General features: G+C 69.9%; 11 protein-coding genes. 5 read left to right on the forward strand and 6 right to left on the reverse strand.

What is annotated here, in order from left to right:
- From infB to GA0115259_RS33655, 5 genes are all read left to right on the forward strand, one after another.
- A partial coding sequence (gene infB / locus GA0115259_RS33635) for a translation initiation factor IF-2 (protein WP_107469332.1) occupies positions 1–1,987 on the forward strand: 1,987 nt, incomplete at its 5' end.
- Positions 1,988–2,131: 144 nt separating this feature from the next.
- Positions 2,132–2,425 (forward strand): DUF503 domain-containing protein, encoded by a 294-nt coding sequence (locus GA0115259_RS33640; RefSeq protein ID WP_093603939.1) that lies wholly within the window; start codon positions 2,132–2,134, stop codon positions 2,423–2,425.
- Positions 2,426–2,480: 55 nt separating this feature from the next.
- Positions 2,481–2,969, forward strand: a complete 489-nt coding sequence (rbfA, locus tag GA0115259_RS33645) for a 30S ribosome-binding factor RbfA (protein ID WP_093603941.1) — start codon at positions 2,481–2,483, stop codon at positions 2,967–2,969.
- Positions 2,966–3,865, forward strand: a complete 900-nt coding sequence (gene truB / locus GA0115259_RS33650; protein WP_093603942.1) for a tRNA pseudouridine(55) synthase TruB — start codon at positions 2,966–2,968, stop codon at positions 3,863–3,865. Before rbfA ends, truB begins: the two co-directional genes overlap by 4 nt.
- 344 nt (positions 3,866–4,209) lie before the next feature.
- Positions 4,210–5,163: a bifunctional riboflavin kinase/FAD synthetase gene (locus GA0115259_RS33655; protein ID WP_093603944.1), complete on the forward strand. Its 954-nt coding sequence runs from the start codon at positions 4,210–4,212 to the stop codon at positions 5,161–5,163.
- Positions 5,164–5,213: 50 nt separating this feature from the next.
- On the opposite strand, the gene GA0115259_RS33660 is transcribed toward GA0115259_RS33655, so the two are convergent.
- The 6 genes from GA0115259_RS33660 to GA0115259_RS33685 form a co-directional block, all read right to left on the reverse strand.
- Positions 5,214–6,209: an ABC transporter ATP-binding protein gene (locus GA0115259_RS33660; RefSeq protein WP_093603946.1), complete on the reverse strand. Its 996-nt coding sequence runs from the start codon at positions 6,207–6,209 to the stop codon at positions 5,214–5,216.
- Between the two features lie 74 nt (positions 6,210–6,283).
- Positions 6,284–7,285, reverse strand: a complete 1,002-nt coding sequence (locus tag GA0115259_RS33665; RefSeq protein WP_237540685.1) for an ABC transporter ATP-binding protein — start codon at positions 7,283–7,285, stop codon at positions 6,284–6,286.
- Positions 7,282–8,274, reverse strand: coding sequence for an ABC transporter permease (locus GA0115259_RS33670; RefSeq protein WP_093603948.1), 993 nt, complete (start codon positions 8,272–8,274; stop codon positions 7,282–7,284). The genes GA0115259_RS33665 and GA0115259_RS33670 overlap by 4 nt, the downstream gene beginning before the upstream one ends.
- The gene (locus GA0115259_RS33675) at positions 8,271–9,347 is read right to left on the reverse strand and encodes an ABC transporter permease (RefSeq protein ID WP_093603950.1); all 1,077 of its coding nucleotides are present in this window, start codon (positions 9,345–9,347) and stop codon (positions 8,271–8,273) included. The genes GA0115259_RS33670 and GA0115259_RS33675 overlap by 4 nt, the downstream gene beginning before the upstream one ends.
- 3 nt (positions 9,348–9,350) lie before the next feature.
- A complete protein-coding gene (locus tag GA0115259_RS33680) occupies positions 9,351–11,228 on the reverse strand; it encodes an ABC transporter substrate-binding protein (RefSeq protein ID WP_093603952.1) in 1,878 nt (625 codons plus the stop codon).
- Positions 11,229–11,424: 196 nt separating this feature from the next.
- On the reverse strand, positions 11,425–13,490 hold a 2,066-nt coding region (locus GA0115259_RS33685), incomplete at its 5' end, for a MinD/ParA family ATP-binding protein (protein WP_161230537.1).

The raw sequence follows: 13,490 nt of genomic DNA on the forward strand, positions 1-13,490 counted from the left end.
TGGCGGCGGTGGCCGTCCCGGCTTCGGCGGACGTCCGGGTGGTCCCGGTGGCCGTGGTGGCACACAGGGCGCGTTCGGCCGTCCCGGCGGGCCCGCCCGTCGTGGCCGTAAGTCGAAGCGGCAGAGGCGCCAGGAGTACGAGGCCATGCAGGCCCCGTCGGTCGGCGGTGTGATGCTGCCTCGTGGCAACGGACAGACCGTCCGGCTGTCGCGCGGTGCGTCGCTCACCGACTTCGCGGAGAAGATCAACGCCAACCCGGCGTCGCTCGTCGCCGTGATGATGAACCTCGGCGAGATGGTCACGGCCACACAGTCCGTCTCCGACGAGACCCTCCAGCTCCTCGCCGACGAGATGAACTACGTCGTCGAGATCGTCAGCCCGGAGGAGGAGGACCGCGAGCTGCTGGAGTCCTTCGACATCGAGTTCGGCGAGGACGAGGGCGGCGAGGAACTCCTCGTGTCCCGGCCGCCGGTCGTGACCGTCATGGGCCACGTCGACCACGGTAAGACCAGGCTGCTGGACGCGATCCGCAAGACGAACGTCGTCGCGGGCGAGGCCGGCGGTATCACGCAGCACATCGGCGCGTACCAGGTCGCCACCGACGTCAACGGTGAAGAGCGCAGGATCACCTTCATCGACACCCCGGGCCACGAGGCGTTCACCGCCATGCGTGCCCGTGGTGCGAAGTCCACCGACATCGCGATCCTGGTGGTCGCGGCCAACGACGGTGTGATGCCGCAGACGATCGAGGCGCTGAACCACGCCAAGGCGGCCGATGTGCCGATCGTGGTCGCGGTCAACAAGATCGATGTCGAGGGCGCCGACCCGACCAAGGTGCGCGGTCAGCTCACCGAGTTCGGGCTGGTGGCCGAGGAGTACGGCGGCGACACCATGTTCGTCGACATCTCCGCCAAGCAGGGCCTGAACATCGACAGCCTGCTGGAGGCCGTGGTCCTGACCGCGGACGCCTCGCTCGACCTGCGGGCCAACCCGGAGCAGGACGCGCAGGGCATCGCGATCGAGGCCCATCTCGACCGTGGCCGCGGCGCCGTCGCCACCGTGCTCGTCCAGCGCGGCACGCTGCGCGTCGGTGACACGATGGTCGCCGGTGACGCGTACGGCCGTGTGCGGGCCATGCTCGACGACAACGGCAACAACGTCGACGTGGCGACGCCTTCGACGCCCGTCCTGGTCCTGGGTCTCACCAATGTGCCCGGTGCCGGCGACAACTTCCTGGTCGTCGACGAGGACCGTACGGCCCGGCAGATCGCCGAGAAGCGTGCCGCCCGTGAGCGGAACGCGGCCTTCGCCCGCAGGGGCGTCCGGTTCTCCCTGGAGAATCTGGACGAGGCCCTCAAGGCCGGTCTGGTGCAGGAACTCAACCTCATCATCAAGGGCGACGCGTCCGGTTCGGTGGAGGCCCTCGAGTCCTCGCTGCTCCAGCTCGACGTCGGCGAAGAGGTGGACATCCGGGTGCTGCACCGCGGTGTCGGTGCGGTCACCGAGTCGGACATCGACCTGGCCATGGGCTCCGACGCCATTGTGATCGGCTTCAACGTGCGCGCCGCGGGGCGTGCCGCGCAGATGGCCGAGCGCGAAGGCGTGGACGTCCGGTACTACTCGGTCATCTACCAGGCGATCGAGGAGATCGAGTCCGCCCTCAAGGGCATGCTCAAGCCGGAGTACGAAGAGGTCGAGCTCGGTACGGCGGAGATCCGCGAGGTCTTCCGCTCGTCCAAGCTGGGCAATATCGCGGGTGTTCTCATCCGCTCCGGCGAGGTCAGGCGCAACACCAAGGCCCGGCTCGTCCGCGACGGCAAGGTCATCGCGGAGGACCTCAACATCCAGGGCCTGCGCCGCTTCAAGGACGATGTCACCGAGATCCGCGAGGGCTTCGAGGGCGGTATCAACCTCGGAAACTTCAACGACATCAAGATCGACGACGTCATCGCCACCTACGAGATGCGCGAGAAGCCGCGCGGCTGACGCACGCGCTGACCGCTCAGGTCGGGGCCGGTCGACGGGACGAATATCCGTCGATCGGCCCCGGCCGTTGCGTGTACGGTTCTTGTGCCCCTGCCAAGCACTGGCAGGGCACCGAACCCGTACCGGCGGGACATCCGGACATGCATGTATGTGGGGACGCTGTCCTTCGATCTGCTCCTCGGCGACGTACGGTCGTTGAAGGAGAAACGCTCCGTCGTCCGGCCGATCGTCGCCGAGCTCCAGCGGAAATTCGCGGTCAGCGCCGCGGAGACCGGCAGCCAGGACCTCTATCGCAGGGCCGAGATCGGTCTGGCGGTGGTGTCCGGCGACTGGGCCCATCTCACCGAGGTGCTCGACCGGTGCGAACGCATGGTCGCCGGGCATCCCGAGGTGGAGCTGCTGTCGGTACGGCGGCGGCTGCACGGCGACGAGGACTGACCGGACGAAGACTGACCAGTGGACAAGAAAACCCAGAAGGAAGAGTGACGGACCGGTGACCGACAACGCGCGGGCCCGCAAGCTGGCCGATCGCATCCAGGTCGTGGTCGCGGAGACCCTGGACCGGCGTATCAAGGACCCGCGACTGGGGTTCGTGACCATCACGGACGCCCGTGTCACCGGCGACCTGCGGGAGGCCACGGTCTTCTACACGGTCTACGGCGACGACGAGGAGCGCGCGGCCTCCGCGGCGGCCCTGGAGAGCGCCAAGGGCGTCCTCCGCTCCGAGGTGGGCCGCCAGACCGGCGTGCGCTTCACCCCGACGCTGGCGTTCGTCCCGGACGCCCTGCCGGACAACGCGCGCACCATCGAGGACCTCCTCGACCGGGCGCGCGCCAAGGACGCGGAGGTACGGGAGGTGTCCACCGGCAAGACCTACGCGGCCGGGGCCGACCCGTACCGCAAGGCCGACTCCGACGACGCCGATGGTGTGGACGGCGCGGACGCGGACGGGGACAGCACGGACGGTGCCGCCGCGGAATGACTCAGCAGAAAAGGACGCCTGACGGCCTTGTCATCGTGGACAAGCCGTCGGGCTTCACTTCGCACGACGTCGTCGCCAAGATGCGCGGGATCGCCGGAACCCGGCGCGTCGGCCATGCCGGCACCCTCGATCCCATGGCGACGGGCGTCCTCGTCCTCGGTGTGGAGCGGGCCACGAAACTGCTCGGGCATCTCGCGCTGACCGAGAAGGAGTACCTCGGCACGATCCGGCTGGGACAGAACACCGTGACCGACGACGCGGAGGGCGAGATCACCTCGTCCGCGGACGCGTCGCTGGTCGCGCGCGATGCCATCGACAGCGGGATCGCGGCGCTGACCGGCGCGATCATGCAGGTGCCCTCCAAGGTGAGCGCCATCAAGATCGACGGCAAGCGGTCCTACGCACGGGTGCGCGGCGGCGAGGAGTTCGAGATCCCGGCCCGGCCGGTGACCGTCTCCTCGTTCCGGCTCTACGACGTACGTGAGGCCGTCGCCGAGGACGGCACTCCGGTCCTCGATCTGGTCGTCTCCGTCGTCTGCTCGTCCGGTACATATATCCGCGCCCTCGCCCGTGATCTCGGTGCCGGGCTCGGCGTCGGCGGCCATCTCACCGCGCTGCGCAGGACCCGGGTGGGCCCTTACGCGCTGGACTCGGCGAGAACGCTGGAGCAGCTCCAGCAGGAGCTGACCGTCATGCCGGTCGCCGAGGCCGCCGCCGCCGCGTTCCCGCGCTGGGACGTGGACGAGAAGCGGGCCGGGCTGCTGCTCAACGGCGTACGGCTGGACATACCGGCGTTCGACTCGGCGCCGGTCGCCGCGTTCGGCCCCGAAGGGCGCTTCCTGGCGCTCGTCGAGGAACAGCGCGGCAAGGCCAAGAGCCTCGCGGTCTTCGGCTGAGACCGGAGCCGTCGGCCTTACCGCCACAGCGACCGGATCGCACCGTGGAGCCGGGCAGGTACGCCTGCCCGGCTCCACGGCCCCCCTCCGAGAAGGGTCCTGTCCATCCCGGGCCCGTCACTCACCCGTGGGAGCGGGCGCTTGGAGGCGCTTGGAGGGGAGAGACGGTGCACTGGGGGGCGCGTTCGCACCTGAGCCGCTTCCGGAGCCCGGTGACTGAGCCCGGTGACCGAGCGCGTTGGCCGAGCCCGGTGGCCGATGCGTGCCACGGGTACAGGGCATGGCAGTCTTAGCATTGCGTGACTGGAAATGACGTACATGGGTTCGGGCGAGGAGCGGTCTCAGTGCAGCGCTGGCGTGGCTTGGAGGACATCCCCCAGGACTGGGGGCGCAGCGTCGTCACCATCGGCTCCTACGACGGGGTGCACCGCGGACACCAGCTCATCATCGGCCGCGCGGTGGAGCGGGCGCGGGAGCTGGGAGTGCCGTCGGTCGTCGTGACCTTCGATCCGCACCCGAGCGAGGTCGTACGGCCCGGCAGCCATCCGCCGCTGCTCGCGCCGCACCACCGGCGCGCCGAGCTGATGGCGGAGCTGGGTGTGGACGCGCTGCTGATCCTGCCGTTCACCGTCGAGTTCTCCAGGCTGTCGCCGGGCGACTTCATCGTGAAGGTCCTGGTCGACAAGTTGCACGCCCGCGCCGTGATCGAGGGCCCCAACTTCCGCTTCGGCCACAAGGCAGCCGGGAACGTCGCCGTACTGGCCGATCTGGGAGCCACCTACGACTACGAGGTCGAGGTCATCGATCTGCGGGTGACCGGCGAGGCGGGCGGCGGCGAGCCCTTCTCGTCCACGCTCACCCGCCGACTGGTCGCCGAGGGCGATGTCGCGGGCGCGGCGGAGATCCTCGGCAGACCGCACCGGGTCGAGGGTGTGGTGGTGCGCGGCGCGCAGCGCGGACGTGAACTCGGCTATCCCACGGCCAATGTGGAGACGCTGCCGCACACCGCGATCCCGGCCGACGGAGTGTACGCGGGCTGGCTCACGGCGGACGGTGAGCGGATGCCGGCGGCGATCTCGGTCGGTACGAACCCGCAGTTCGAAGGGACGGAGCGGACGGTCGAGGCGTATGCGATCGACCGGGTCGGGCTGGATCTGTACGGGCTCCATGTGACCGTCGACTTCCTCTCCTACGTCCGCGGCCAGCGGAAGTTCGAGTCGATCGAGGCGCTGCTGGAGGCGATCGCCGACGACGTCAAGCGCTCACGGGCGCTGACGGAGGAATACGACGCCAGGTAGAAAGGGCGGCCATGGCTCAAGGGCGGCCCGTGGGCCCCGTCCGGCCCAGCTCATTTCGCCGTCGCCCAGTGGCACGCGACCTGTGCGGCCGGGCCGCCCGTCAGCACCGGCGGTGACTCCGTACGGCACCGCTCCTCGACGCCCGCCCGCGCCGCCTCGCCCGAGGCGAGCACCTGGCACCGGGCGTGGAAGCGGCAGCCGCCCGGGACACGGGACGGGTCCGGCGGCTCGCCCATGAGGACGACCGGTGTCTGTCCCGACTCCGGCAGTACGGACAACAGCGCGCGTGTGTAAGGATGCTGAGGGTCCGTCAGGACATCCTCCACCGGGCCTGTCTCCACGATCCGCCCGAGATACATCACCGCCACCCGGTCCGCGATGTTCCACGCCAGCCCCAGATCATGGGTCACCACCAGTGCGGACAGCCCGAGTTCATCGCGCAGCGACAGCAGCAGCGCGAGGATCTCACCTCGTACGGACGCGTCCAGGGACGCCACCGGCTCGTCGGCGACGATCAGTTCGGGTTCAAGGACGAGCGCGCCCGCGATGACGACCCGCTGCCGCTGGCCACCGGACAGCTCGTGCGGATAGCGCAGAAAGAACCGCTCGGGCGGCCGGAGACCGGCCCGGGACAGCGCCTCGGCGACGGCCGCGCGCTCATCGCCCTGATGGCCATGGATCCGAAGGCCCTCGGCCACCGCGTCGTACACCGTATGGCGCGGATTGAGCGATCCGCTCGGATCCTGGAGGACGAGCTGTACGCGCTTGCGGTACGCCTTCAGCGAGCGGGCGCCGTATCCCAGCGGCTCCCCGGCGAAGGTCACCCGGCCCCGGCTGGGCGGCACCAGACCGAGCAGCGTCCGCGCCAGTGTGGTCTTGCCGCAGCCGGACTCACCGACCAGGGCGACGATCTCTCCGGCGCCGATGTCGAGATCGACGCCGTCGACGGCCCGGGACGACGGTGCACCGCGCCGCCCGGGGAAGGTGACATTCAGCTCGGCGGCCGACAGCAGCGGGACCGGCGAGGCGTTGGTGGTCGTCGTCATGGGTGGCTCCTGGAGGCCGGCCGGGCTTTACGCGGCTTTACGGGCTTTACGGAAGAGGGCATACGGCGTGGCCCTCATAGCGGCTGCTCCTGGGCGGGCACCGCGGAGCCCACCCGTACACAGGCCGCGCTCCGGCCCGGACCGGCCGGCCGCAGCGTCTGGTCCTCCCGTGCGCAGATGTCCAGCGCGACCGGGCAGCGCGGATGGAACGTACAGCCGGACGGCAGCGCCGAAGGATCCGGCGGATCACCGGGCAGGCCACGCGGAGCGCGCCGGGACGCGAGGTCACCGACGCGCGGGAAGGCGGCGGAGAGCGCCCGGCCGTAGGGATGCTCCGCCGCGTCGTAGACCTGGCGCGCCGGGCCCTCCTCCACGATCCGGCCCGCGTACATTACGGCGAGCCGGTCACAGGTGTCCGAGAGCACCGCCAGATCATGGCTGATCATCAGCAGACCGATGTCCTGCTCCGCGACCGACCGCTCGATCAGCCGCAGGATCTGCGCCTGGATCATCACATCCAGTGCGGTGGTCGGCTCGTCCGCGACGATCAGCCGTGGATCGCAGGCGAGCGCCATCGCGATCATCACGCGCTGCCGCTGGCCGCCGGAGAGTTCATGCGGATACGCGTCGGCGCGCGCGGCGGGCAGCCCGACCTGTTCCAGCAGCTCGGCGGCGCGCGAGCGGCCGGCCGCAGGTGTGGCGTGCCGGTGCAGCAGCACCGGCTCGGCGATCTGGTCGCCGATCCGGTGCACCGCGTTGAGCGAGTGCATGGCGCCCTGGAAGACGATCGACGCGCCGGCCCACCGTACGGCGCGCAGCCGGCCCCATTTCATGGTGCGGACATCCTCGCCGTCGAGCAGGATCTCGCCGGTCAGCTTCGCCGTCGGCGGCAGCAGTCTGAGCAGCGCGAGGGCCAGTGTGGACTTGCCGCAGCCCGACTCCCCGGCGACACCGAGCTTCTGGCCCGGCCCGATGGTCAGATCGACGCCTCGTACGGCGGGCACGGCCGACGCTCCCGATCCGTACGTCACGGACAGATTTCTGATCTCCAGCAGATTCGACGCGCCGTCGGTCAACGGGGCACTCCCAGCTTCGGGTTGAGCACGGTCTCGATCGCACGGCCGCAGAGTGTGAACGCCAGCGCGACGAACGCGATCGCGAGTCCGGGCGGTGCCAGATACCACCAGTGCCCGGAGGAGACCGCGCCCGCCTCCCGCGCGTCCTGGAGCATGCCGCCCCACGAGACGATCGTCGGATCGCCGAGGCCGAGGAAGGCGAGCGTCGCCTCCGTCAGGATCGCGCTGGAGATACCGAGCGTGGTCTGCGCGAGCACCAGCGGCATCACATTGGGCAGCACATGGCGGCTCATGACGTGGCCGTGCCCGCCGCCCAGCGCCCGCGCCCGCTCGATGTACGGACGTGACTCGACGGCGATCGTCTGCGCCCGCACCAGCCGCGCCGTCGTCGGCCAGCTCGTGACACCGATGGCCACGATCACTGTCCAGATGGACCGCGACATGACCGTGGCCAGTACGATCGCCAGTACCAGCGTGGGCATTACCAGGAACCAGTCGGTGATCCGCATGGTCACCGTCGCCGCCCAGCCGCCGTAGTGCCCGGCGAGGATACCGACGAGCGTACCGATGGCCACCGACAGCGCGGCGGCCAGCAGTCCCACGGTCAGCGAGATCCGGGCGCCCCAGACGAGCAGTCCCAGCAGTGGCCGTCCGAACTGGTCCGTACCGAGCGGGAACCGGCCGCTCGGCGCCTCCAGCGCCGTGCCCGGCGCCCGCGTCACGCTCTGCACATCACCGCCGACGAGCAGCGGCGCGGCCAGGGCGATCAGCGCGACGAGCGCGAGCCCGGCGAGACCGAAGAGCCCGGCGCGGTGCGTACGGTAGCGCTGCCAGAAGCGGACCACCGACGCGCGTCTGCGGGCCCACGCGAACGAGGACGCGGACAGAGAAGCGGCAGCGGTGGCGGAGGCGGCATCGGAGGCGGCGGAGGCGGCGGACGGCGGCTCCTCCGGCACCGGCGACGGATTCGGCGGCTTTGTGAAGGTCATCGGCCCACCCGGGGATCGAGCAGCGGATAGAGCAGATCGGCGAGCAGATTCATCACGATCATCGCGCCGGCGAAGACCAGGAACAGCCCCTGGACCAGCGGCAGATCGGGCACGCTCAGCCCTTGGTAGAACAGCCCGCCGAGCCCGGGCCAGGAGAACACCGTCTCCACCAGGATCGAACCGCCCGCCACATGGCCCAGATTGATGAAGACCATGGTGACGGTGGGTAGCAGCGCGTTGGGCACCGCGTGCCGCCGCCGTACGGACGCGTCCCGCAGTCCCTTCGCCCGCGCCGTCGTCAGATAGTCGCCGCCCATCTCGTCCAGCAGCGAGGAGCGCATCACCAGCAGCGTCTGCGCGTACCCCACCGCGACCAGCGTGACCACCGGCAGGACCATATGGTGCGCCACATCGAGGATCCGGGCGAAGCCGGCCGTGTCGCCCGACTCCATACCGCCGGTCGGGAACATGCCCGGGACCGGGCCGATGCCCACCGAGAAGACGATGATCAGCAGCAGTCCCAGCCAGAAGGACGGTACGGACCAGAGCGTCAGTGCCACGCCCGTGTTCAGCCGGTCGCCGAGACCGCCGTGGTGCCAGGCGGAGCGGGTGCCGAGCCAGAGACCGAGCGCCGAGTAGATCACCACCGCGACGCCGGTGAGCAGCAGCGTCGCGGGCAGCTTCGCCGCGATCAGCTCACCGACCGGCGCGCGGAACTGGTACGACATACCCAGATCACCGGTCAGCGCCTTGGCGCAGTAGTCGGTGAACTGCTGCCACAGCGGCAGATCCAGCCCGAACTGCCGGCGCATCGTGGCCAGTTGCTCGGCGGATGTCGGCGCGCCATGCGTCATGGCCCGGACCGGATCGCCGGGGATGATCCGGAAGAGGAAGAAGCTGGTGACGAGGACGGCGAGCAGCGAGACGACCGCGCCGCCGAGCTTGCCCGCCACATAGAGCGGATACGCGGTCCTGGAACCGGCGCGGACGCGGGCCGCCGAGCCGGACGGCCCGGTCGGCGCCGGGCCGTCGACTGCGTCCCGCACAACACCGGGAGTGCTTGCGGTGCTCATGGGTTATTCACGGTCTTCCGCGGTGGAACGGCGTCGCATCGCGACGAAGAGCCCGAGCCCGGCGGCGACTACTCCGGCGGCGCCGAGCCCGATCGCCAACGCGGTCGAGGAGGAGCCGCCGGATGTGCCGCCGTCACCGTCACCGGCCGGGACCGCGGACCACCAGCTCCAATAGCCGTCCTGGCCCCAGAGGTTGCCGGCGGCCGCCGGCATCGTCGTGATCGACTTGATCTGGTCCGTACGGTACGCCTCGACCGCGTTCGGGTACGCCATGACATTCATGTACCCGGTGTCGTACAGCCTCGACTCCATCCGCTTGACGAGCTCCGCGCGCTTGGCCGCGTCGTACTCCACGGCCTGCTGGGCGTAGAGGTCGTCGTACTCCTTGTCGCAGATGAAGTTGTCGGTGGAGCCGCTGTCCTTGGGAGTGGCGGGCAGCGCACCGCACGTATGGATGGAGAGGACGAAGTCGGGATCGGGATTGACGGACCAGCCGTCGAAGGCCAGATCGTAGTCGCCCGCGACCCATGGGTCGGAGACATTGTCGAGGCACTCGACCTTCAGCCCGATGCCGAGCCGGCCCCACCACTCCTGGAGGTACTTGCCGATGGCCTTGTCGTTCGGATCGGTGGCGTGGCAGAGGATCCGGAAGTCGAGCGGCTTGCCGTCCTTGCCGACGCGCTTGCCGCTCGCGTTCTTCGTATAGCCGGCCTGGTCGAGCGTCCGGGCCGCGGCGTCCGGGTCGTACGCGATCTTCTGCTCCGCCGAGGGCTGCCAGAAGTACGAGTCGAAGCGCGGCGGGATATAGCCCTGGCCCTCGACGGCATGGCCCTGGAAGACCCTGTCGATGATGGTCTCGCGGTCGACGGCCTGGAAGAGGGCCTTGCGCACCGCCGGATCCAGCAGCGCGGGATGGCCGTTGCCGAACTTCTTGCCGTCCTTCGACCTGGCGCCGGGATTGGTGGCGAGCGCGTAGAAGCGGCGGCCCGGGGCGTCGTTGACCTTGATGTTGTCGGCGTTCTTCAGCGCCGTGGCCTGGGCCGGCGTGAGATTGGAGGCGAAGGAGACCTCGCCCTTCTGGAGCGCGGCCACGGCCGCGTCGCCGTCCTTGTAGTACTTGAGGACGAGTTCGTCGAACTGCGGCGCACCGCGCCAGAAGTCCCGGTTGGGCTTCAGCTTGATGTACTGGTCGACCTTGTAGTCAGTGACGACGAATGGTCCGTTGCCGACGATCGGGAACTGCTTGTCGTTGTTGAACTTCGAGAAGTCGCCGACCTTCTCCCAGATGTGCTTGGGCACGATCGGCACATCGAGCGCCGTCATGGTGGCCTGAGGCTTCTTCAGCTCGATGACCAGAGTCTTCGGGTCCGGCGCGGTGACCCGCTTGAAGTTGGCCGTGAAACTGCCGTTGGCGGTGGCCGCGTCCGGGTCCGTCATCATCTTGTTGAAGGTCCAGGCGGCGTCCTCGGCGGTGGCCGGCTTGCCGTCGGACCACTTCGAGTCCTCGCGGATGGTGAAGGTCCACGTCAGCTTGTCGGCGGAGGACTGCCACGCGGTGGCGAAGCCCGGGACCGTACGCGCGTCCTTGGCGTCGTAGTTGGTCAGATACTCGTACGCCAGCCGGTGGACGGTGGTGCTGACGAGCCGCTGGGCCAGGAACGGGCTGAGGGAGTCGACGCTCTGGCTGACCGCGACGGTCAGGACCTGCGCGCGGTCGCCGGCCGCCTGGGCCTGCTGAGGAGCCGGGAGCAGCGGCTGGACGGGAAGCACGGTCGCGGCCACGAGCGCGGCGGACGCGACGGCGGAGGCCAGAAGCAGTCGGAGGCGGGGGCGTTGGCGGACGGGCTGCCGCGGTGTGCGCGGCGGAACGCTATGGACCATGGGACGGTGACCTCGTGTTATCACTCGCACGGAGAAGCCGGGTTGAATCTGGTTCGCCAATCGGTGAAGCGAGGTTTATCAGCGGGCGTCAGGGCGCGTCAACGGGTGCCCAAACCGCGTGTGGGCTGCGGGAATGCGCCGAAGGCCCGCGCCGTGGAGACGGTGCGGGCCCTCATTGGTATCGACCTCTGATGCCTTACTGCTGAGGCGCTGGCGGTGCCTGCGGAGGCTGCTGCTGCGGCCATCCGCCGGGCGGGACGGGACCTTGCAAGTCGGTCTGGCCCTGAGGCGGTTGCGGCTGCTGCGGCTGTTGCTGACCGTACGGTCCCGGCAGGGCCGGCTGTCCGGGATGACCGGGCTGGCCCGGCTGCGCGGTCTGTCCGGGCGGAAGTTGGCCGTGCGGGAGCTGTCCGGGCTGCGGACCGGCCGGGCTCGCGGGGGACTGCGCCTGGGACGGTGGTGACTGCTGCCAGCCCTGCTGCACGCCGGGCTGCGGCCCCGGAGCCTGCTGCTGCGCATACGGGTAGTACGGAGGCCCCGGCTGCCCGTGCTGCTGGGGCTGGGGCTGCGGGTACTGCTGCGGATAGGGCTGAGGCGCGTACGGGTGTCCCTGTCCCTGCACCGGCTGTCCGTACGGTGGCTGACCTTGCGTCTGCTGCCCGGGGCCCGGCATCGGCGGCACGAGATGCGGCGGCGGATTGCCGTCCGCGGTCCACAGTCCCTGGGCCTGCTGAGCCCGCGCGAAGTCCTCGGCGACCAGCGCCGAGAGATGGAAGTACGCCTCGCGCGTCTTGGGCCGCATCATGTCGAGATCCACCTCGGCACCGGCCGCGAGATGCTCGTCGAACGGCACCACGACCACTCCGCGGCAGCGCGTCTCGAAGTGCTGCACGATGTCATCGACCTTGATCATCTTTCCGGTCTCACGGACGCCGGAGATGACCGTGAGCGAGCGCTGCACCAGCTCCGCGTACCCGTGCGCGGACAGCCAGTCGAGCGTGGTCGAGGCACTGCTCGCGCCGTCCACGGACGGCGTCGAGATGATGATCAGCTGGTCGGCGAGATCGAGCACTCCGCGCATCGCGCTGTAGAGCAGACCGGTGCCCGAGTCGGTGAGGATGATCGGATACTGCTTGCCGAGGACCTCGATCGCGCGCCGGTAGTCCTCGTCGTTGAACGAGGTGGAGACAGCCGGATCCACGTCGTTGGCGATGATCTCCAGACCGGAGGGCGCCTGCGAGGTGAACCGGCGGATGTCCATATAGCTGTGGAGATACGGGATCGCCTGGACCAGATCGCGGATGGTCGCGCCGGTCTCGCGCCGTACGCGGCGGCCGAGCGTACCCGCGTCCGGATTGGCGTCGATCGCCAGGATCTTGTCCTGCCGCTCGGTAGCCAGCGTCGCTCCCAGCGCGGTGGTCGTCGTGGTCTTGCCGACACCGCCCTTGAGACTGATGACCGCGATCCGGTAGCAGGAGAGCACGGGCGTACGGATCAGCTCCAGCTTGCGCCGGTACTCGCTCTCCGCGGCCTTTCCGCCGATCCTGAAGCGCGAACCGGCGGACGGATTGCGGCTGCTCTTCGGCTTCTGCTTGTTGTTGCGCAGCAGACGGTCGGAGGACAGCTCGACGGCGGCCGTATAGCCGAGCGGTGCGCCCGGGACGGAGCGCTCGCGGTGGTCGTGCGCGACGGGCGAGGGCCAGGCGGTGCCGACGCGAGGATCCACGGCGGGCGGCTGGGCAACGGGCTGCTGCTGCGGGTGCTGTGCGGGCTGTTGCTGTTGCGGGTGCTGTGGCTGGGTGTGCGTCTGGACGGGCGCGGGTACGGGATGGTGCGCGCCCGGAACGCCGTACGGAGCCGGGAGCGCCTGCGCACCGGGCTGCCCGGACTGGTCCTGCTGCGGAAAGCCGTAGCCGCTCTGCTGCGGCGCGGGCCCGGGGCCGTACGGTCCTGGCTGCTGTCCCGGCTGTGCCTGCTGGTGCGGGAATCCGTAACCGGCGGGCGGTACGGCGCCGGGCGGTACGGAGGCGTCAGGACCCGGTACGGCGGGTGGCAACGCGGCCTGAGCCGTCGGCGCGACCGGACCGGGCTGCTGCTGAGGGTGGCCCTGCTGAGGGAAGCCGTAGCCGCTCTGCGGCGGCTGCGCGGCCCACGGATACGGGTTCGCGGGCTGCTGAGGGCTTTGGGACTGGGACTGGGCCTGGGGCTGCGGCTGTTGCTGTGGCGTGGCGGGGGCGGGCTGCTCTGCGGCGCGTGCCGCCA

The organism is Streptomyces sp. MnatMP-M17 (genome assembly GCF_900091995.1).
Lineage (GTDB): Bacteria > Actinomycetota > Actinomycetes > Streptomycetales > Streptomycetaceae > Streptomyces.

Bases quoted from the DNA above. Each gene is read 5' to 3' on its own strand.
- GA0115259_RS33670 (WP_093603948.1), bottom strand. From the start codon at position 8,274: ATGACCTTCACAAAGCCGCCGAATCCGTCGCCGGTGCCGGAGGAGCCG.
- GA0115259_RS33660 (WP_093603946.1), bottom strand. From the start codon at position 6,209: ATGACGACGACCACCAACGCCTCGCCGGTCCCGCTGCTGTCGGCCGCC.
- GA0115259_RS33640 (WP_093603939.1), top strand. From the start codon at position 2,132: ATGTATGTGGGGACGCTGTCCTTCGATCTGCTCCTCGGCGACGTACGG.
- GA0115259_RS33675 (WP_093603950.1), bottom strand. From the start codon at position 9,347: ATGAGCACCGCAAGCACTCCCGGTGTTGTGCGGGACGCAGTCGACGGC.
- truB (WP_093603942.1), top strand. From the start codon at position 2,966: ATGACTCAGCAGAAAAGGACGCCTGACGGCCTTGTCATCGTGGACAAG.
- GA0115259_RS33680 (WP_093603952.1), bottom strand. From the start codon at position 11,228: ATGGTCCATAGCGTTCCGCCGCGCACACCGCGGCAGCCCGTCCGCCAA.